General features: G+C 68.0%; 19 protein-coding genes. 3 read left to right on the top strand and 16 right to left on the bottom strand.

Translation table 11 applies throughout. From position 1 onward, the window contains the following. Positions 1–41: 41 nt before the first annotated feature. From ACFC0B_RS33820 to ACFC0B_RS33870, 11 genes are all read right to left on the bottom strand, one after another. Positions 42–3,119, bottom strand: a complete 3,078-nt coding sequence (locus ACFC0B_RS33820) for a type I restriction endonuclease subunit R (protein ID WP_376094755.1) — start codon at positions 3,117–3,119, stop codon at positions 42–44. 3 nt (positions 3,120–3,122) lie between these two features. Beyond that, complete coding sequence (locus tag ACFC0B_RS33825; RefSeq protein WP_376094758.1) at positions 3,123–4,280, bottom strand: restriction endonuclease subunit S; 1,158 nt, start codon at positions 4,278–4,280, stop codon at positions 3,123–3,125. 31 nt (positions 4,281–4,311) lie between these two features. Then, complete coding sequence (locus ACFC0B_RS33830) at positions 4,312–5,886, bottom strand: N-6 DNA methylase (RefSeq protein ID WP_376094761.1); 1,575 nt, start codon at positions 5,884–5,886, stop codon at positions 4,312–4,314. A gap of 297 nt (positions 5,887–6,183) precedes the next feature. Next, positions 6,184–6,708, bottom strand: coding sequence for an ATP-binding protein (locus ACFC0B_RS33835; protein WP_376094764.1), 525 nt, complete (start codon positions 6,706–6,708; stop codon positions 6,184–6,186). A 186-nt stretch (positions 6,709–6,894) separates the two neighbouring features. Then, a complete protein-coding gene (locus ACFC0B_RS33840) occupies positions 6,895–7,629 on the bottom strand; it encodes a methyltransferase domain-containing protein (protein WP_376094767.1) in 735 nt (244 codons plus the stop codon). A 35-nt stretch (positions 7,630–7,664) separates the two neighbouring features. After that, positions 7,665–8,351 carry a class I SAM-dependent methyltransferase gene (locus ACFC0B_RS33845; RefSeq protein WP_376094770.1) on the bottom strand — a complete coding sequence of 229 codons (687 nt, stop codon included), beginning with the start codon at positions 8,349–8,351 and terminating at the stop codon, positions 7,665–7,667. A gap of 42 nt (positions 8,352–8,393) precedes the next feature. Beyond that, a complete protein-coding gene (locus ACFC0B_RS33850; protein WP_376094773.1) occupies positions 8,394–9,761 on the bottom strand; it encodes a hypothetical protein in 1,368 nt (455 codons plus the stop codon). 2 nt (positions 9,762–9,763) lie between these two features. Then, a complete protein-coding gene (locus ACFC0B_RS33855) occupies positions 9,764–10,528 on the bottom strand; it encodes a hypothetical protein (RefSeq protein ID WP_376094776.1) in 765 nt (254 codons plus the stop codon). A gap of 43 nt (positions 10,529–10,571) precedes the next feature. Then, positions 10,572–11,156, bottom strand: coding sequence for a hypothetical protein (locus tag ACFC0B_RS33860; RefSeq protein WP_376094779.1), 585 nt, complete (start codon positions 11,154–11,156; stop codon positions 10,572–10,574). A 150-nt stretch (positions 11,157–11,306) separates the two neighbouring features. Next, a complete protein-coding gene (locus ACFC0B_RS33865) occupies positions 11,307–11,606 on the bottom strand; it encodes a hypothetical protein (protein ID WP_033346891.1) in 300 nt (99 codons plus the stop codon). A 78-nt stretch (positions 11,607–11,684) separates the two neighbouring features. Next, the gene (locus ACFC0B_RS33870; protein ID WP_033346890.1) at positions 11,685–12,194 is read right to left on the bottom strand and encodes a nucleoside-diphosphate kinase; all 510 of its coding nucleotides are present in this window, start codon (positions 12,192–12,194) and stop codon (positions 11,685–11,687) included. A gap of 423 nt (positions 12,195–12,617) precedes the next feature. On the opposite strand from ACFC0B_RS33870, the gene ACFC0B_RS33875 reads away from it, so the two are divergent. Together ACFC0B_RS33875 and ACFC0B_RS33880 are read left to right on the top strand one after the other, a co-directional pair. Next, positions 12,618–13,283 carry an NUDIX hydrolase gene (locus ACFC0B_RS33875; RefSeq protein ID WP_376094816.1) on the top strand — a complete coding sequence of 222 codons (666 nt, stop codon included), beginning with the start codon at positions 12,618–12,620 and terminating at the stop codon, positions 13,281–13,283. Continuing rightward, positions 13,280–13,693 carry an NUDIX hydrolase gene (locus ACFC0B_RS33880; protein ID WP_376094783.1) on the top strand — a complete coding sequence of 138 codons (414 nt, stop codon included), beginning with the start codon at positions 13,280–13,282 and terminating at the stop codon, positions 13,691–13,693. The genes ACFC0B_RS33875 and ACFC0B_RS33880 overlap by 4 nt, the downstream gene beginning before the upstream one ends. A gap of 59 nt (positions 13,694–13,752) precedes the next feature. On the opposite strand, the gene ACFC0B_RS33885 is transcribed toward ACFC0B_RS33880, so the two are convergent. From ACFC0B_RS33885 to ACFC0B_RS33905, 5 genes are all read right to left on the bottom strand, one after another. After that, complete coding sequence (locus ACFC0B_RS33885; RefSeq protein WP_376094786.1) at positions 13,753–14,079, bottom strand: hypothetical protein; 327 nt, start codon at positions 14,077–14,079, stop codon at positions 13,753–13,755. A gap of 150 nt (positions 14,080–14,229) precedes the next feature. After that, entirely contained in the window at positions 14,230–15,951 is a 1,722-nt protein-coding gene (locus tag ACFC0B_RS33890; RefSeq protein WP_376094789.1) for a relaxase/mobilization nuclease domain-containing protein, read from the bottom strand. Positions 15,952–15,959: 8 nt separating this feature from the next. Beyond that, positions 15,960–16,511: a MobC family plasmid mobilization relaxosome protein gene (locus tag ACFC0B_RS33895; RefSeq protein ID WP_376094792.1), complete on the bottom strand. Its 552-nt coding sequence runs from the start codon at positions 16,509–16,511 to the stop codon at positions 15,960–15,962. Positions 16,512–16,921: 410 nt separating this feature from the next. Next, the gene (locus ACFC0B_RS33900; protein WP_376094795.1) at positions 16,922–17,737 is read right to left on the bottom strand and encodes a DUF2637 domain-containing protein; all 816 of its coding nucleotides are present in this window, start codon (positions 17,735–17,737) and stop codon (positions 16,922–16,924) included. 475 nt (positions 17,738–18,212) lie between these two features. Beyond that, on the bottom strand, positions 18,213–19,541 hold the full coding sequence (locus ACFC0B_RS33905) for a DUF3631 domain-containing protein (protein WP_376094798.1): 1,329 nt from the start codon (positions 19,539–19,541) through the stop codon (positions 18,213–18,215). Between ACFC0B_RS33905 and ACFC0B_RS33910 the strand changes: the two genes are divergently transcribed. After that, positions 19,540–19,809, top strand: a 270-nt coding sequence (locus tag ACFC0B_RS33910) for a hypothetical protein (protein ID WP_376094801.1), incomplete at its 3' end; no start/stop codon positions are given. The two genes, ACFC0B_RS33905 and ACFC0B_RS33910, sit on opposite strands and share 2 nt — an antisense overlap.

Below are 19,809 nucleotides of genomic sequence, written 5' to 3' on the forward strand. Positions count from 1 at the left end.
GAGACCCGGGCCGCTGAGCGGTCCGGGCCTCCGCGTGTTCGTCAGTCGACGAGGTAATGGGCCTCGATGTAGGCGACGGTGGAGTCATACGGCTCCCCTACCGGCTTCAGCGTGTACCGGCGGAAGACCGCGGCAGTGGCGCGGCGAGCGCCTCGGTTGCGAGCGTCGGCGTTGTCCCACGAACGGGCGAGCGTTTGGGTGACCACCTGGTCGATCTCCTCGGCGAGGTTCCTCTCCGTGACGGTGAGGCCGGATGGTGCGTGGTCATGGATGATCCGCGACAGGACGCCCACGTGGTCGTCGTCCAACACGACGACGGCTTCGTTGGGGTGCTTCTCGGCGTCTACAACAGCACGGGCGACCCGAAGCGCCTCGGACAGGAAGTCCAGCGCATCCTGGGCGTTCTGGATGATCCGGTCCCGCAGCTGCCTTATCCGCTCCGCGAGGGCGGTGTACTTCGCAGAGTCTGGTTCGACGCCCTTGTCGAGCGCGGCCTTGATCCGATCCAGAATCTCCGCCGCAGACGGCGGCTTCTCATCCTCCCTGTCGTCCTTGCCGGGGTTGGGGCGGACGAGAGCGAGCAGCTCCTTGAGGATGCTGATGCCCTGGGCGTCCAGGACGAGGGCTTCCTCCTGGGAGCGCACCACGGCGAAGGAGTGGACGTGGGCGTTGATGATCTCCAGAACCATCGGCCCCAGCTCGGCCAGTCGTTCCTTCCTCTCCTCGTCCGAGGACTTCTTGAACAGGGTCGTGTACACGGATCCGAACAGGCCGAAGCCGTCCCGGTACTTGGCAACCCGCTTGTCGGAGCTGATGAGCGGGTACAAGCGGGCCAGAAGCCGGTAGTCCTTAGCGAACACCTCGGCGGCACCGGGGTTACCGTCGAGGAAGTCGTTGACAGCCCGCACGGACGCGTATCCGTGGACCGTGAGGTCCAGGCCGTCCACATCCGCGAAGAGGTCTTCAATGCGGGCGAAGACATCACGGAACTCTCTGACCAGGTCGGACAGGTCGGTGACGAAACCGCCGCCCTTGGCAGTGCCCTTGGAGGTGGGGTCGGCAACGGCCCGCTGGACCTCTTCGGCCAGGCTGATGTAGTCCACGACCACGCCGGAGGTCTTAACGAACCCGGTCGGAGACACCCAGGTACGGTTCGGGCGGGTGATCGTCTGGAACAGGCTGTGGGCCTTCAGCGGCTTGTCCAGGTAGAGGACGCCCTCATTGGGGGCGTCGAACCCTGTCATTAGCTTTGCGGTCACCACCAAAAAGCACAGCGGGTCGTCGGGGGTGAGGAACTTCCGCTTTTGCTCCTCTTCCTGAGCCTCCGAGAGCTGGAACGGCCGCATGGCGGGGTCTTCGTCCTTGGAGTCCGAGACCGAGATGTTCACCTCAGCGGTGATCCGGTTGTGCTTCCCGACCTCACCAAGCACCTGCGACGCCTCGAAGCCGGCCAGCAGCTCGTTGATCTTGTCCGTGTACGCCACGGCCAACTCGCGGTTGTAGGCGACAACCTGGGCCTTGAGACCGTTGCGGTAGGCGCTGGCCAGGTAATGGTCCACGATGTGCTGACAGACCGTGTGGATACGCTCGGGGTTGGCGAAGACCGAGGTGAGGCGCCCGAACTTACGGGACAGGGCCTCACGGTCGGGGTCGTCGAGGTCGAAGGTGTCTGCGAACTCGTCGAACTCGGCCTGCAACGCCTGATCGTTCATCTCGAAGGAGACCGGGTACGGGTCAAGCATGACCGGGACGGTCGCCTCGTCCAGCAGGGAGCGGGACACTGAATATCGGTGCAGCACCCTGTCCGGGTCGGTCTCCTCGCCGAAGAGGGCGAAGGTGTCGGTGGCGAGGTTCCTGACCGGGGTGCCGGTCATCCCGAAGAACTTGGCGTTCGGCAACGCTGCGCGCATCTGCCAGGCCAGGGACTTCTCCTTGGTGGACTGGGTGCGGTGTGCCTCGTCGACCAACACGATGATGTTGTCCCGGGTCGACAGGTCCTTGCCGGCGTCGGCGAACTTGTGGACGGTCGTGGAGATGACGCCGCGCACGTCGTCAGCCAACAGCGCGCGCAAAGCTTGGCTGGTGGCGGGGCGGTGGAAGTAGGAGTCACCCATCGCGGAGGTGTAGGCCCTGGAGGTCTGCCGAACGAGCTGAGTCCGGTCCGAGAGCAGGATGATCGTTGGCGACTCGGTCCGGGCGTCGGCCAGCAGCAGCGAGGCGGCGAACACCATCAACAGCGTCTTTCCGGAACCCTGGTGATGCCAGATCAGGCCCTTCGACCCGCCGGCCAGGACTCGCTCGTGGATCAGGTGCGCGGCCTCCATCTGCGGGTAGCGCGGCAGGTACTTGATGTCCACCCCGCCCCCGGAGGTGGCGAAGAGGACGAAGTTGGCGAGCATGTCCAGGATGGTGGCGGGGTTCATCAGCAGCTCGACGGACCGCTGCACGTCGGCCTGCCCGGACAAGCTCTCGTCGTCGGAGGTGGACCGGAACGGCTGCCATAGGTTCGTCGGCGCGCCAGCGGCCCCGAACCGCAGCTTCAACCCGTCAGATGCGACAGAGAAGACGTTGGGGGTGAAGAACCACGGGTACTCGGTGGCATACACGTCGTTGATCTCGTGTGCGGCGTCGATCCACCCGGACTTCGCAGTGGGGGACTTCACCTCGACCACAACCAGAGGCAAGCCGTTGACCCAGTACACGAGGTCGAACCGGCGAGAGGTCTTGCCAGGCACGGTGATGGTCACTTCGTCCGATACGACCAGCGTGTTGGCAGTCGGAACCTCGAAGTCGATGACCTTCAGGGCGTGCCACACGCCGTCTGCGTCCCGGAACTCCTTGCGCCCGCGCAACAGGTGCAGCACCTGCTCGTTGGCCCGCACCAGTCCGCCATCGACGGCATTGACCGTGGCGATGATCTCCTCGACCACCGCGCCCACGTCGAACCCGTCGATCACCCCGGGGTTGAGCCGGACGAGGGCATCCCGCAACTGGCCGACGACCACCGTCTGCGTCGTCTCACGCGGCAACGCCCGCCCTGCGGTGAAGCCCCAGCCCATCGGGAGGGACCACTGGATCATTAAGTTCTGGAACTCGCGCTCCCGAACGCCTTTCGCCACGGCTTAGACCTCCAGTTCGGCAGACTTGATCTCGATCGTGCAGTCCAGCAAGCCCGCGAGCAGGCTGGATCGTGCATCTCGGAGGCGGGCGGCCTCAGCGCGCACCCCATCGGCGTTCGCACGAACGGACAGCACGGCGGAGGAAACCTCCTGCTGCCGGTCGAGGTCAGGAAGTGGGATCGGTGTCTCACGAATGCGATCCTGACTAACGTTGACCATTGAGGCGCTGGTGCCTGTAGCCGAACCCGTGAGGTGCGTCCGAGCCAGCTTCAGCGCCATCGCCACAACGAGGAAGTCCGAGTCCAGTTTTGACGATGGCATGAGTCGAAGCGTCTTGTCAGCGAGGTAGAGGCCCTTCCGAACGTCGGCAGGAACTCGCGCAACGGCCCCGACTCGCAAAGGCGTGTTCGCTCGCGTGATGAGTACGTCGCCGGGCTGAACGAGAGCGGACTCAGGCATGGAGGTGTCAGGTAGAAGGGCCTTGGACTCTTCCGGGAGGAACCGGAAGGGCGTGACCGCGCTGACCTTCAACACGCCAAGTTCGTCAGTACCCGGGGGCCTCGTATTTGCTTGGGGACTCCTGCCTCCTTGAATGTCATCGAGCATCGTTCCGAGCGCCACCATTGGTTCGCTGGAGAGCAGGTCCTCGGCGACGGCCATCGACACGCGGTCCAGCGCCTCGGCCTCTTCGTCGAGCGCGACGATCTGGTCGTCGACCGCGTCGAGCATCTCGACGACCCGTGCTTGTATCTCACGAGGGGGGATCGGCAGCTCGATCTGCAACAGTTGCTCTGGGTTTAGACGCTTGCGTCGTTGAACTGTCCCGCTCACCCGATTCCTCATTTCCGCCCACAGTCGCGGCGAGCGACACACGTGCCTCATCCAGGCAGGCACCAGTTCCGGGCCAAGCGTGAACGTCGGAAACTCGTTGCTGACGACGAATCCATCGAACTCGGCAGGTACTACGCTGATCGGGCCTTCCCATGCCGTCAGCTTTCGCATCACGACCTGGTCGACGCGCAGCACATTCATTGCCGCGTATTCTGTGTCGCCGCCGTCGAATTCGCCTTTAGCGATAAGCCCCTGCCCCGCATTCATGACCCCGGCTAGACGGTAGGTGTTTGCAGGAATCATTGGCGTACGCTGGATGTCGAGGCGCATGAGCGATCCGAGCGGACGGAGCGGAAAACCGTCACTCATCGAAGCCCTCGATCCCGGCCTTCGCAAGCACTGCGAGCATGTGCTCCTCGGCTCGCTGACGCTCTGCCCTAGCGAGGTTGTACGCATCGATGAGGGTGCCGAGGTCTTCCTCCTCGACGGCGGACTGCTTGATGTAACGGCCAATATTGAGGTCGTACCCGTTCGCCACGATCTCCACAGTGGAGACGAATCGCACCGCGAGTCCGCCGTCCCCGCCGAGGTCCGCTGGCGTGTTGCCCGCGTCGAATTTCGAGTGGTAGGCGGTCACGACGTCGGCGACATCGGCGTCGGTAAGGACGTTTCGGTTCTTGGCCTTGGTGAACCGTTTGGAGGCGTCGATGAACAGCACGCCGTTCTGGCGCTCCTCAGCCTTAGTCTCACGAGCACGGAACACGAGGATGCAGGTTGGAATGCCAGTCGAATAGAAGAGGTTCGCTGGCAGGCCGATCACCGCTTCCAGGAGGTCATCGTCCAGGACACGCTTGCGGATGGCCGCTTCCTGGCCGCCCCGGAACAGGACACCGTGGGGTAGGACGACCCCGGCACGCCCCTTCTTCGGGTCCATGCTGGCGATCATGTGCTGCACGAACGCCCAGTCTGCCGACGACTGCGGCGCGACCCCGCCGAGGGCGCGTGGGTCGTTGCTCCAGGGCTTCCACTTCTGGCTGTACGGCGGGTTGGCAACGACTACGTCGAACTGCCTGACGGACCCGTCCGGCTTCTTGAAGCGCGGGTCCTTCAGGGTGTCGCCGACCTCGATCTTGAACTGGGTGAGGTTATGCATGAAGAGGTTCATGCGCGCCACACCTGCGGTGTCCCCCACGGCCTCCTGCCCGTACAAGCTCAGGGTGTAACCGCGCTTGCCGCGGGCCTTCAGAAGGCCCGCGGACGCGATGAGCATGCCGCCTGATCCACACGTCGGGTCATACACCGACTCGTAGTTCTGGGGGTTCAGGATCTCGATGATCAGCTCGACGACCTCACGCGGCGTGAAGAACTGGCCGGCGCGGGTGCCGGACCCGTCGGAGAACCGCTTCAGCAGATACTCGTATGCCCCGCCGAGCACGTCGTAGGACATGTTGCCCTCGTGCATCTTCGGGACGCGGTTCATCACCTGCATGACTGCTGCCAGCACGTCCCCCGGCAGTACCTCCTCAGAGGTCCAGGGCATGTTCCCGAACAGACGTGAGAACTTGTCGGGGTTGGCTGTCTCGATGGCCCGCAGGGAGGTACGGACCCGCTGCCCGAGACCAGGCTGGGTGATGGTGGCGAGGTGGGTCGACCAGGAGGCGCGACGCTCCTGGTCTGTGCCGCGGAGGACCAGCGGGATCTCGAACGACTGGTAGTCGCGGTACTCGATCTGGTGGGCTTCCTCGACCGTGAGGCTGTCCCAGCCCTGGTTTTCGACCAAAAACTTCTGGTGCTCGTGGTCCCAGGTGTCCGACAGGTACTTCCAGAACATCAGCGGGAAGATCACCGAGGAGTACTGCGCTTCCGGCATCGCCACGCGCAGCTCATCGGCGGCGGCCCACAACCGGTTCTCGATCTCCTGCTGGGTCACTGCCATCAGTCGGGGGTGTCCTTGCTCGTCAAAAGGCCGGCGACCCGAAGGCCGAAGAGTTCCTGCTGATCACCCGTGCGGGGCATCACGATCCCTGCAGGGGCGACCCGCCAACGATATCCGCCTCCCAGGACAACTCCAGCTTGCTGATCTTCCTTTCACGTCAAGACACGGCCGCCTGAGCTACGTCGTCGCCCGTCTCCACCTGGCACGCGCCGGGGCCGCCGCCTCTCCGAGAGCCTGCCCGAGCTCGGCTCCACGCCTCCGGGGCAGGGCGCTCTAGGGTTGGGCTTTCGTTTATTGCTACAGCTCACGCAGCCCGATTAGGACTCTTCCGATCAGTAGTGGGTCGGACACAGAGCTGATAGTTTCGCCTGGTTGCCCACGCTCCGTAGCTGGCCTCATGCGGTCCGGAGTGGGCCTGGAGGCGTGGAGAAGTTCCGCCCAGACAACCTTCCCGACCGTCGTGGCGGGGTAGTAGTAGCCCCAGCGGGTGGCCATCTCGCTCACCAGGAACAGCCCACGTCCGCCAGTGGCCTCCACGCCCACCTCTCGCCGTACTGGCGGCCGGGGGTCGTGGTCTGCCACTTGGACGAGCAGGCCCGTTCCCGTCAGCTGGAGGGTGAGGGTGAACGTGCTGACGGCGGACAGGCTCGAGTATCCGGTGCTCTGCGGCTCATTGTCGGCCGGATGCCGGACCGCGTTGGTAGTGAGCTCGGAGACGATGAGGTTGGCCGTCTCGATGACAGCGTCCGAGATCCGCCATCGGCGCAGGATGTCGGCAGTATGCCGGCGGGCCCAGGGAACCGCGTTGGGGGTGTCGGCCAAGGTCAGGTGGCTGATGTACGGATGGCCTTGAGACATGGGGTGCCTCCCGCTCGGGGCTGCGTAGGCGTGCAGGTGCCTGCTGCTGGCGTTGATCGGTGGTCCCGCCGTCCCGTGGTGGCCGGATTGCCGGCCACCACGGTCAGAGGTCCTGTGCGCTCCCATGCGGATCGCTCGCGGGCTACGCGGCTACTTCGTGGCGACCACGTAGACGCTGGCCCACTGGCGCTTCGGGTTGGCCATCGTGGGGTCGAAGGTCCACGGCTCGACGGTGCGGAAGCCCGCCTCGGTGAAGAGCTGGGCAAGCTTCTCGTGGTCGTACGCCCAGTAGTGCGGGTTGTAGGTCGGGTCGTCGTCCTGGTCGCGGAAGACGTAGTTGATGAGGTCGAGGTAGGTGTTGATGTCGCCTCGGCACTGCCGCTTGGCGTACCACCGATCAATCATCTCGGCGGCCCGGTCCGGCGGTGCCGGGTACTGGTTCAGGACGAAGGCAGCGTCGGGGACGCCGGTGATGAGCTGGCCGCCGGGCGTGAGGACGCGATGGGCCTCGCGGGCGTAGTACTTGGCGGAGCGCGGGTAGTCGATGTGCTCCAGGAAGTGCTCGGAGAAGATCGTCTCGGCGCTGGCATCGGCGAGTGGGATGCCCTCGCGTACGTCCCACAGGAGGTCGGCCGGCGGGACGATGTCGATGTTGAAGAAGCCTTCGATGCGGTGTCCGCCGCCGCCGATCTGGACCTTGGCGGGGCTCGGCTTGAGGATGCAGTCGGGCAGGGCGGCGACGCTGGCCCGGTGGTGGCGGTGCAGTTCGACTTCCTTGACGGTCGCCCGGAGGGTTCGGGCGAGGCCGTGCGTGGTTGCGGGTGAGTCGAGGGCCTGGTCGAGTTGGGCGAGGAGGACGGTTATCTGCTGGTCGTGCGGGCTCATCGAGGGTCTCGCTTCCTGGGGCGCCTGGGTGGTGGTCAGGTGGTTCGGGAACTGAGCTGGTCGATCTTCCACAGGCCCAGGCCGTTGCCGGGGTGGTGCCGGCCGCCGTCCGTGAAGTCGGTGTCGAAGTGCTCGACGGGCTCGGGCAGGTGGAACGGCGCCGCCTGAAGGTTGAGCGGGCGCCAGTGGGTGTCCGTGGTGTCGCGGTTCTCGGCTTCGCCGACGTAGGTGGTGGCGAGCAGGTAGGTCGAGCCGCTGGCGGTGACTCGGTCGAGGAACGTGAGCACCTCGTGGTGGGTGAGGTGGACGAGGCAGTCCCGTGCGATGACGAGGTCCGCTGCCGGGATGTCGTCCCTGCTCAGGTCGGCCTGCCGGAAGGAGATGCGCTGGCTGCCGTGCCGTTCCTGGTTGAGCTGGACGAGGTCGGGGACGACGTCGAGGCCGACGTAGCCGTCCAGCTGGTCGAACCCGTCGACGTGGCGGATCCAGTTGACGTCGCCGCATCCGGCGTCCGTGACGGTGCGGATCGGGTAGCGCGCGAGAACCGAGGAGAGGGCGGCCCGGACGGCCTCGGTCTGACGGATCTCGGAGCCGGGACCGGAGACCGACTCGGGAGATCCCCAGTGGTTGGTGCGGTAGATCTCGGTGAAGAGCGTCTCGGCGGGTTGGGTGGGTGCCGGCCAGGCAGCGGTGGACGGGGTGGCGGGGCCGTGGGTGGGCATGCGTCTCCTCTGCGATCGTCGTCGAGGGGCGTGGGGCAGCGGTCAGCGGCTGCTGTTGCGCATGAGCGTGTACTTGATGTCGACCAGGCGCGGCGCGATGCTCAGCGCCAGCTGCTCGGTCGGGTGGAGGTGCCCGGCGTCGTCCGGCTCGGCACGCCAGACGCGGTAGTCCAGGTTCGGGTAGGCCGGGTTGATGCCGATCTCGCCCTTGGGCATCGTGCCGTTGAACGGCACGACGATGTCCATGTGGTTCCAGTAGTTCCAGGCTTGCAGGGCCTTGTGCTGGTCGAAGTAGAAGTAGAAGTCGGGGTAGCGGCCGAAGCTGCGGAGTTCGCGGTGGATGAGGTGACCGAGCAGCGGGCCGAGTTGGGTGGCGAGGCTGTCGAACTCCCAGCGCGTGCGGTGCCAGGCTTCGGGCACCTGCCCGCTGGTGAAGAGCCGGGCCGCCACGAGGTAGCTGATCCGCTCGACCATGTACACGCGGGCGTGGGAGGCGTCGATGGTCGGGTCCACCCGCTGCAGAAGTGCCGCCAGCTGCTGCGGGCGGGGACGGAACCTGGCGAGGTTGAACTTGCCGGCCATGTCCGGGAAGGAGGCGAACAGCATCTCCTTGTAGAGCCAGTTGTTGAACTCCCCGAGGTCGGCCAGCTGCCGGGTCCGTGCGGAGGTGGAGTGGAGCATCAGGTACTCGGCGAGGGCCTCGAAGTAGAGGTAGCCGAGGATCGGCAGCCGGGGGATGGCCGCATCCAGTAGCTGCAGGAAGCCCTCCGTGGCCACGGTCGAGCCCTGGTAGACGATGCCGGCGGCCAGGGCCAGGAACGCGGCCGAGTTCTTGATCCGGCCGACGACGGTCTCGCGCAGGTGGTGCCGCTCGGTCTTGCTGAGCAGGTACTCCAGGTCGGTGTAGATCTGCAGGTGGATCGAGCCCAGGCGCAGGTAGTCCACGCCCGCCAATCCGCGGTACGCCTGGGGCGGCGCGGTGATCTCGAAGATCAGCGGCGTGGGTGCGCGTCCGCTCAGGCCGACCTTGGCGAGGGAGGCGGGGGCCTCCTTCGTGAGGACGTAGGCGGCCAGGTTGTGCATGCGGAAGCCGTGCTCGGTCTCTGTGAGCGGCGCGCAGTAGATGCTGCCGACGAGGCATCCGCCGGAGGGGTAGAGCACCCCCTCCTCGCTGATCTCTTCCAGGGCGTGGGTGACGTGGAGCAGGTGCAGCTTGCCGTCACTGCTCAGGCTGTCGAAGAGCGCGTTCTTGCGGAGCAGGCTGCCGTTCGGCGTCTCGTCGGTCAGGCGCTTGTGCCAGGCGGCCGTCTGGGCTGCCAGCGGGTCGGCCTGCCCGGCGTCGGGCAGCAGCGCGGAGTCGAAGAAGGCGTGCGCGTCGGCCCACAGGTCGTAGGCGTCGCGGAGGCTCACGGCTACACCAGCCCCTTCTCGGCGAGCGCGTACAGGACGGCTTCGGCGCTGCTGGCTCCGGCGAGGTACGCGGTCTCGGAGACGGCGACGAGGTCGAAAGCCACGGCACGGAGCTGGTCGAAGGCCGGCTCACGAACGTGCCGCGCGTCGGGCCACCAGGTGAGCTTGGGCAGGCGGTAGCGGTCGAGCGCGTCGGCGGCCTTGACCAGGTCGCAGATGAGTTCGGCGCGAACGTAGTCAGCCCGGTCGTCCGAGCAGAAGGCGCCGTACGGCACGTCGTGGAGGCGGATGGCGGTCGCGGCCTGGATGATCCGCCGGGGCGTGGCCACCAAGCCGAAGTGGGTCCAGATGGTGTCGGCGTTGGCGGCCAGCCAGATGGCGGCGCGGGCGCCATGGCCCCGGTCGTCCTGGTCGTGCAGGCGCTGGCAGTCGTGGACGGCGGCGGCCAGGATGACCGTGGCGGTGTCGGTTTCGTCCAGCTCGTGGATCTCGGCGAGCAGGGTGGCCAGCGCGGCGGTTCGCATGCTGTGCCGGACGCCATGGAGCGAGTCATGCAAACGGGGTTCCGCCAGCCACGTTGCCGGAAAAGCGGACCGGCTCAGGATGTGCTTCGAGGCCGGCCGCAGGGGCGGTGGCCAGGCCGCGCCGAGGTCCGGCCGGTTAGTCTTGATCCACTCGACGGTGGCCGGGTCCATGTACTGGTGGTGCGGCAGCTGCTTGCGGGCAGCCAGGTCGACCAGACTCGTGGTCGTCGGGGTCGTGCTCATCTGTGCCCACCCCCTTCTGGTGGTCTACCGCGATGAGGGGCTCCTACCGGATCGGCGCGGCCTGTGCCTCGCGGGTCTTGCGCTCCTGTTGGGCGGCCTCGAAGGCGGCGGCGAAGTCGGCCAGCTCCTGCTCGCTCATCAGGGTCACGCCGAGTTCGAAGGCGACGTCGACGATCTGGGCGGACGCCTCGTCGCGGGCGGCGTCCGAGGCGCCGTCGTCGAGCAGCACCTCGAATTCGGCGTGGTAGCCCCATGCCTCGCTCCACTTGAGCGCGATCTCCACGCCCTGGTAGCGGAAGTTGTGGCGGAAGTTGAACGCCTCGTGCATCGCACTCTCGAAGCCGAGCGCGTTGAACACCTTCACGGCCGCCGGGACGTCCTCGCGGGCGATGGCGAACTCGGTCTCGTGGAAGGCGGCGCCCTGGCCGATCTTGCTGCCCTTGAGGGTGATCTTGGCGGTACCGGCGGCCGTGTTGTCCGTGACCTTCAGCAGCTGCTCGGGCAGCACGTAGAAGTAGATGTGCTTGGCGTCGTCGCCCAGGTCCTCGCCGTCCTTCCGCAGGCGGTCCATGAGCTGGTCGTGGGTCTCCTTGCCGAAGCGGGCGCGCATCTCGATCTCGACAGCCACGGTCGTGTCTCCTTGTTTCAGGCATGGCGGATCCAGCCGAACCAAGGCGGGGTGGCCCCTGGCTGGTCCGGATGGGGCGGTATGGAGTTGGCGGTGGAGCCGGGTGGTGCGGCGGGCCGTCACTTCACCGGCCGCACCACCCGAGATGGATCAGCCCAGGTCGCCGAAGCGCTCGCGGATCACGCCGGCGTGCAGGTAGTTCGGCAGCGGGACGCCGCCGACCGCCACGCGGGTGGTCGCCACCTGGTCCTCGGTCTCGTTCGGGAAACCCTCCAGGAGCTGGAGGCACTGCTGGACCCACTCGCGGGACTTGGGCCAGTCGCCGGCGTCGCGGAGGCGGACCGCCAGTGCGTAGGCGGTCTCGGTGGCCGCCCAGCGGTCGGTCGCCAGCTCACGCTGGAAGATCGACTCCAGCTCCTCGGCGGAGGCCAGGCGGGTCTGGTTGGTCATGGTGCCCTCTCAGATCGGACGGTGGTGCCCCGGTGGTGGTCAACGCAGTGGCGTCTCAGTGGTGACGCCGCGATCGGCCTAGTTGGTGAAGATCTCGGCCAGCGTGCGGTACTCGTGCAGCTCGTCCTTGTCGAACCACAGCTCGACTTCCTGCGCGGCCTCCTCCTTGTTGCCGGAGGCGTGGACCAGGTTGGCCACGGCCTTGCCGACTGCCACGCTGCCCGCGGAGCTCATGTGCGAGAGGTCGCCGCGGATCGTGCCGGCCGGAGCCTGGTTCGGGTAGGTGCTGCCCACGATCTTCCGGACGGTGGCGATGGCGTCGTAGCCCTCCAGCACCAGGGCAATGACCGGCCCCTGCTGCATGAAGGTGGCCGTGAGGTTGTAGACCTCTGCCCCGAGCCGCTCTTCGAGGTCGAAGTAGTGCTTGCGGGTGAACTCCTCGTCCATCCACTTCATCTTGACGCCGACGATCTTCAGCGCGGCGTCCTCGAAGCGCGAGATGATCCGGCCTCCGAGGCCGCGCACCAGCGCGTCGGGCTTGAGCAGGACGAGCGTGCGCTCGACCGTGTGGACCTGGTCCTCGGCCATCAGTTCCCTTTCAGCTTGCTGGCATTCAGACATGACGAACGATCAGCCCGTCATGAACTGAGGTTACCGGCGCTGGCGAGCCACTTTCGGCGCTCCGACCTACCCCCCGAACGGGTGAACCCTGCGCGGTCCGGTGGCATTCGATCCGCCGCCATGTCGGCACGGCGGTCTCGCGGGCGCAATCACCCAACTCGCTGTCCTGCTTCGGGTACTCACCTAGAATCTCCGAGGGGTCGGCGTGTGTGTCCTGCTACTCCCGGGTGCTTCCAGAGCTCAAGTTGCCGAGATGAGCCTGGCCTTGGGGAGCCGACCGCAAGTCTTCCGGCATCCACGTCGCGCAGCGATGAAGCGCCAGTGCAGTCGATGTGCATCTTCGACGCACGCCTCCTGCACTGCAGCGACCACGACGGAGAGGGAACGGCGTTGGACGTCATCGAGGTCTGGAGCGGTCGTTACGCTTGTCTGCTCCAGTCCGCCCTCCGCCTCACCAACGAGGCTTTCGCCAACCAGCTCGGGATCGCGGTGAGAACGGTGGCCACGTGGCACGCCGACTCCTCCGTTGTACCGAGAGCCGAGATGCAGCAGCTCCTCGACGCCGCGCACGAGAGAGCTTCCGACGCGGCTCGTCAGCGCTTCGCCCTCCTGGCAGCGAAAGAACGCGGCGACGGAGCCTCCGAGTCCGGCACGCCAGCTGCGCAGGCCCTGCGGGTGGCCATCGCGGTTGTCCTCCGGCAGGGCGATGTGCTGCTGGTCTGCCGACGCGACGACGACGCGTCCGGGATCACCTGGCAGTTCCCTGCTGGGGTGATCAAGCCTGGTGCGAAGCCGGAGACCGCGACCGTCCGGGAGACGCTGGACGAGACCGGGGTCCACTGTGCCGTCCGCGGGAGCCTCGGCAGCCGTGTCCACCCCGTGACGGGCGTGATGTGCGAGTACTTCCTGTGCGAGTACCTGGCCGGCGAGGCAACCAACAGCGACGCCGTCGAGAACGTCGACGTGATGTGGGTTCCTCGAAAATCGGTGACCCGCTTCATCGACGCCGATACGATCTTCCCACCCATCCTGGCCGCCCTGGAGGAGCAGACGTGACACAGCAGACTGCGGAGGAACGCCCGGGTATTGCCGCCGCGATCGTGGTCCATGAACGCCGCGTCCTGATGGTGAGGCGGCGGGTTAGCGAGGGCCAGCTCTCCTGGCAGTTCCCGGCCGGTGAAATCGAGGCCGGCGAGTCGCCCGAGGACGCGGCTGTCCGTGAGACGGCGGAGGAGACCGGACTGGGTGTGGCCGCCGTCAAGCTCCTGGGCGAGCGGGTGCATCCGAAGACCGGTCGGCTGATGTCGTACACAGCCTGCGAGGCCGTCAGCGGCACCGCCGAGGTGGTCGACACGGACGAGCTGGACCAGCTCGCGTGGGTGGCTCTCGCCGAGATCCCCGAGTATGTGCCGTACGGGCTCTTCGAGCCGGTGCAGGCGTACCTGGACATTGCGCTCACTGCCTGACCGAGGCTCAGGCTCTACGGGCGGTCACCCAGCGGGTGGCCGCCCGTAGAGCTGTCGGTCTAGTCCCAGGTGGTGCCGGCGAGCAAGCCGTCGAAGGCGAGTGCCCGCATGGCGGTGTTGTAGTCGTCCCACTCGTCCCACTCGTGTTCGGGGGCGGTGAAGTGCAGGTCGAAGTGGGCGCGGGTGAGGTCGGGCTCGTGCCACTCGGCCGCGCAGCGGCAGCGGACGAAGACCTGCTGGCGGACGTTGAGGAGAAGCCAGTCTCGGCGGGCACCGCAGTTGGGGCAGATGATGGGGATGCCGCGGGCATCGAGTTCACCGGGGTGAGCGACAGCGCGGATGACGCTTCGGTGGAGGCCGTCGTGGTCGGCGCCGGGGTTGGTCAAGTGGTGCCCTTTCAAGTCGGTTGACGATCGGCAAGCACACAAGACGCACGGCGGCCGGGATGGTTCCCGACCGCCGTAGACGACATCAAACCGACATCTCAGCAGGGCTGTTAGCTCGCTGGCCGAGGATCCGGCCCCGGTCGCTGGTGGTCAGCGGCGTCGAGCCTGGGTTTCGGGCCGATGGGGGGCGGCCGGGGTAGTCGGGTCGGTGATGTGGTGGCGGACGGTCGGGGCGGCGGACGAGCGCAGGAGTGCCGCCTCGACGGTGCGGTTGGGTGCGGGGTTGTAGCTGGTGTGCTGGATACGGGCGATGAGGACCTTGGCGGGCAGGCGGGCGCTGCCGAGTTCGCGGCGGGCGGCGGCCTCGGTGAGGAGCTGGTGGGGTGTATAGCCGCCGGCCTCGGCGTCGGCGAGCACGGTGGCAAGGGCGGGCCAGTTGGGGTCGGCGAGGATCCGCGTTGCGTGGTCAGGGATGGCGGCGCGGACGTCGCTGGCGAGGGTGTTGCGGGTCTGCTCCTTGGGCTGACGTTGGGCGAGGAAGGCGAGCTGGTCGGCGGCGGCCTGGTCGTAGGCGGCCTGGAGGTGCTGGACGGTTCGGCGCGCGGCCTCGGCCTGCTGGGCATGGCCCTTGGCGGTGTGCCAGCGCTGGGAGAGGATCGCGGCCCAGACGAGGGCTGCGACGAAGACGGCGAGGGTGCTGCCGTCCTTGCCGCTGCCGGCGTGCACGAGGTCGCGGGCCGCCTGTCGCAGACCGGCTGCCGCCGTGTGGTCTGCACGAATCTGGGAGCGCTGGGCGCGGGCGAAGGTCTTCGCTGCTGCTCGGAGTTCGGCGCGCAGGTCCTGGGGAGCGGTCTGGGCGGTGGCCTCGATCAGTTCACCGAGGGCGGTGATGTGCGCCTGCGCACGCGCGTCACCACTGTCGCCGGCGGTGTCGTGGTCGGTGGTGAAGGTGTCGAGGGCGTTGGTGGCGTGCTGCCAGCGGGTGGCGGGCTTGTTGCGGCGGGCGGTGGGGTGCTCCTCCGGCTTGCTGGCCACAAGGAGCGCCTGGAGCTTGGGCAGGGACAGGTCGGGGGCGATCTTCCCGCCGGGGATGTAGTTCGGCTGCCCGTTGGCCTTCAGGTCGCCAGAACGGGCGACGGAGTAGCCCCGAAGGTCGCCGGACGGGAAGCGGAGGATCTTGACCTCGACGCCATCGGCCTGGAGGTAGGCGAGAAGTTCCTCCGCGTTGCTCGCGTGGGGGATGGCGGCGCGGATGCGGTCCTGGAGCCACTCGCGGCTGGTCTGTTCCCAGCCGAGGCGCTTGGCCTTGTGCATCTCAGCCTGGGTGGGGCGGCGTTCGGCGGTCCGGTCGCCCGTGCCGAGCTGGCGCAGGCCGTAGTCCTTCTCGATCTCGCGGCACTCGGCTCCGACGCGCTGGCCGCTGTTGTGGAGCTTGGGGCGGCGGCCGTCCTCGCGGACGGTGGTGGCGAGGATGTGGATGTGGTCGTCCGCGTGGCGCACGGCGATCCACCGGCACGCCAGGTCGTCGTCCTTGGGAGCGATGCCGGCGGCCCGGACGATGCGCTCGGCGATCTCGCCCCATTCGGCGTCGGAGAGGTAGCGGTCCTCGGGTGCGGCGCGTACGGGGCAGTGCCAGACGTGGTCGGTGAGCTTCTTGCCGGGCTCGCTGTTGCGCAGGCGGACGGGCTCGTCGAGGTAGCGGGCGAGCTGGGTGAGGGTGGCGTTCTCGTCGCGGCCGGGGTCGGGCATGGCGAGCATGGCGAAGCCGGCGACGATGTGCGGGTCGCGGTGCTCGTCGTGGCGACCGGGTCCGTAGAGGTAGGCAAGCAGGCCGCGGGTGTTGGAGCCGGGGTTCTTGATGGGGGCGATCACGGCGGTGTTCAGCCTTCCTGGTTGGCGGGCTGGCGAAGGGCCTCGGCGATCTCGGTGAGCAGGCCGTGCAGTTCGTCGAGGGTGCGGCGGATGTCGACCGGGGGCTCGTATCCGCCGTTGAGGGCTCGGGCGATCTGGTTGACGTTGCTGGCGATACCGCTGATCTGGCGCAGGACGCGGGCGCGGAACTCGTGGATGAGTCGGCGTTCTTCCGCCAGGGGCAGGTCGATGAAGAACCGGCCGGCTATGAAGGCCAGGACGACGTCGGCGGCGAACCCGGACAGGCCGCGGTAGCCGTTGGCGGTGGCAGCCGCACGCAGCCGAGGCTCTTCCTCGGGTTCGAACCGCAGAGGGCCGACGCGCTCTTCGCGCTTGGTGCCGGTGTAGCGGCGGTTCTTCGGCGCGGCATCATCGGCGGCGAGGTGGTCGGAGGACTCGTTGTCGGTCTTGGTAGGGCGGACGTTGGCGAGGATCTGCTGCTGGACGGCAAGGAGCTTGTCCGGGTCGGGGCCGCCCTCGGCCCCGACCTCCTGGCCCGGCGCGCCCTCGCGCTGGGCCATCTCCGCCACCCCTGGGGCGGAGATCCCGCGAGTCCGGCCACGAGTCGGACACGCGGTACTACTGGCTCCGCCAGGAGCTCGGTTGCCGAACGCCCACTGCCAAAGACTCTTCACGGTATGGGACTTCTTCCTCTCCTTCGCGCTTTCGCTGGCGGCGCCGCGGGGGTACTGGGTGTCGGTCACGGGCTGATCTCCTGCCGCGGGGTCGTCGAGGTGCTGTGGTGCGAGCGGGATGCGAACGCGGCGCACGGACCGGATCGGGCGGCGACCGGTTCGGCGGAAGGGTGATCCGGTGCTTTGGCAGATCTCGCTGACCACGAGGTGGACATCCGCCAGACCACTTGGCGGTGAAGAGGCCGCCCGCCAGGCGCCAAACGGGTCGTTGGCGGGCGGCCACCAATGGAGGGGTGTCAGGCAGGCACCGGATGCTCACGCGCCTGCTCGAGCTCGCGGTCGGCGTGTTCGGGCTGAGGGTCGGCCTGCTCATCCCGCAGGAGCGTCATCAGCTCCGTCCGCCGCTTGCTGCTGATCGGAATCCCGGCGTCGCTGAGGGCCTTCTCGACCACTGCGACGCTGACACCGTGCTCGGCGACGACCGGCCGCATCATCTCCACGAGCTGGTCCATGGTCTTCGCCGGTGGGCGTCCGGTGCGCTTGCGAGGCGCGACCGGTTCTTCGTCGGAGGCCGGGACGTCGTCCCTGCGCTCAGCCACCGGCGCGGGGCTGGACTGGCCGTCCTGCTCCGCGTTTGGTACGGACTGGGCTGCCGGGGAGGGCTCGGGGTTTTCGTGGAGCGGGAGTTCGTCCTTGGCCGGTTCGGGTTCGGCGGGGGCCTTGGTCGTGGTGGTGTTGTGGGCGAGGAGGGTGCCGCCGAAGAAGGCGAGGGCAGGCCATCCGGCGACCAGGATCCGCAGCCAGGCGGGGACGTGGTCGAGGTCGAGGAGGCCGGCGGTGGCGACGTTCGCGCCGAGGGAGGCGGTCAGGGCGATGGCGAACCAGGTCCAGGCGGTGCCGGCCGGGTGTCCGGTGGCGCGCAGGTTGCGCATGCGGTGCCATGCGGCGACGAGCAGTAGGTCGACCGAGACGGGGTAGGCCCAGGCTTTCCAGCCGTGCTGTCCGGCGGCTTCGGCGATGTCGTGGAGGTGAGCGAAGGACAGGGCGCCCGCGATGGCGGCCTGTACGAGGACGGCGTCCAGGCGGGGGCGTATGGGGTTGGTGGCGGTCATGCGGAAGGTGGTCCTCGCGGATCGGGTGGTGGTTTGCGGGATTGCCGTCTTTGCCGTCTTGCCGTCTTGGCGCGGACGGACGGGCTCTGGGCTGGGGCGGGCGCGGCTCGCCGGTAGCACCGTGGGCGCGGCGCTGTTCAGGTTCGGGACACGGCGCGTATCCGTCTTGGGTCCCGTATCCGTCCCAGCGGAAGGGCCTTTGACCTGCGGTTTTACGGCAGGGACGGCTGGGACGGCACAAGACGGTTGTGGTTCCCGTCCCGGGGCGGCCCGCCGCTCGCGCCGTGGTTCGGGCGGCGGCGGGCCGCTGGCGGCGTGGGACGGCTGCCGTCCCGCGCGCCGTCTTGGAGGCGGGCTGCTGCCGTCCCGGCGTGGGGGCGTTTCCGTCTTGGGCGGCCGTTGCGTCCCGGTGGCAGGCGCTGTGACCTGTGCTGTTACGGCAGGGACGGCAGGGACGGCAGTTCGGGGAAGCTGGTCAGCCTCTGCTGCTCGTGCCCGCACTCTCGTCCGTGGCCGTGGGGGTGACGGGGTGGACGGTGGGGCAGTAACGGCGCCAGGCGTCGAGGAACTTGTGGCGCGTGTAGCCCTTGCGCTGGGTTCCGTCGCCGAGGCGCACGTTGCCGGAGGTGATGCCGAACTCGCGGAGCATCGCGCCGAGTGCGCGCGGAGTCAGCCCGCCCCGGGCCGACTCCGCCCACGGCGCCTCCTCGTTGCCGTTGAGCGCGAACAGCAGCTGGCCGGTGGTCATGCTGTCCGGCTCCGGCTCGCTGGCGGCGTGGAAGATCCGGCGGATGTCGGCGAGGATCCGTGCGCCGCTGGGGTTGTCCTCCTCGGTCTGGACCTCGGCGTCGACCATGCGCTTGCACGCCTGGCGGGCACGGCGGGGCCAGGGGCCTCCGGCGAGGTCGGCGATGATCACCAGGGGCTCCCAGGTGTCGGCCGCGCGGTCCTCGACCGGCATGGCGGGCTCCAGGCACAGGGCCTGGTCGGCGAGCGGTGCCGTCCAGCGGGCGATCTTGTCGCGGATCGCGTGCAGGGCGGGGCGGTCGCGCTTGGTGCGGTACGGGGAGACGCGCTCGCCCTCGGCGCGGCGGCGCATGCGGATCACGATGGAGCGGTCCATGATCGTGTCGGGGAGATCGCCGATGCCGGCGAGGGCCGCCATGGCGAAGGTGGGGAACCTGCCCGGGGCGTGCTCCTTGCCGACCACCCGCAGCACGTAGCGGTCGCGCTGGTGCCCGGCGTTGAGCAGGCCGCGCATCTCCTCGTTCTTCTCGGCCATCTTCGGGCTGCCGAAGATCGTGTCCGCCTCGTCCACCAGCAGGGTGGGCGGCTCCTCGCTGATCGAGCGGAAGATCGCGGCCGGAGACGAGTTCACCGTCGCCACGGGGTTGTGCACCGTCTCGGTGAGGACGTCGAGCAGGCGGGACTTGCCGCAGCGCTTGGCCGGGCCGACCACGGCCAGGCGCGGGGCGTGCTGCCACGAGCCCTGCAGGTGGGTCGCGGCGACCCACAGCGTGGCGGCGTCCAGGGCCTGGTCGGAGGGAAGGATCACGAACTTCGCGATCTGGGCCCTCAGCTGCGCGAGCAGGTCGGCACCCTCGGTCGCCTCGGTGTCGGGCATCAGGTCGGTCCCGTCCGGGACGGCGGGCTCGGCAGACGCCGCCTCGGCGTCGTGTCCACAGGCTGTGGACACGACGGCCTGCTGGGCGGGCAGGTAGGTGCCGGGCTCGCCAGCCTTGGCAACCGGCGGCCAACTCGCGGTGGAAGCTGCCGGATCGGGCTGGTGGGACGTAGACTCCATGGTGAAGCTCCAGACTGGGGCGCGGGACCTGTTCCGTCGCGCGCCGCCAATGAAGGTCGCGGGTAAGGACTTCGCCTGGCCCTCGGTGTTCGCAGCACCGGGGGCCTTCGTGCGCCCCGGGGTGGTCGGGCCGGGGATCCTGGCCCTCTCAACTCACAGGGACTGCTTGCACCTTGGCGGTGGCGAGGTCGATGGCCGCCGGCAGCCTGAGAAGTTCGGCCCGACCCATCCCCTGCGCCGTCGCCGATATGTCACCAGTTCGCACATG

Origin of the sequence: Kitasatospora sp. NPDC056184, from assembly GCF_042268405.1 — a bacterium.
GTDB lineage: Bacteria > Actinomycetota > Actinomycetes > Streptomycetales > Streptomycetaceae > Kitasatospora.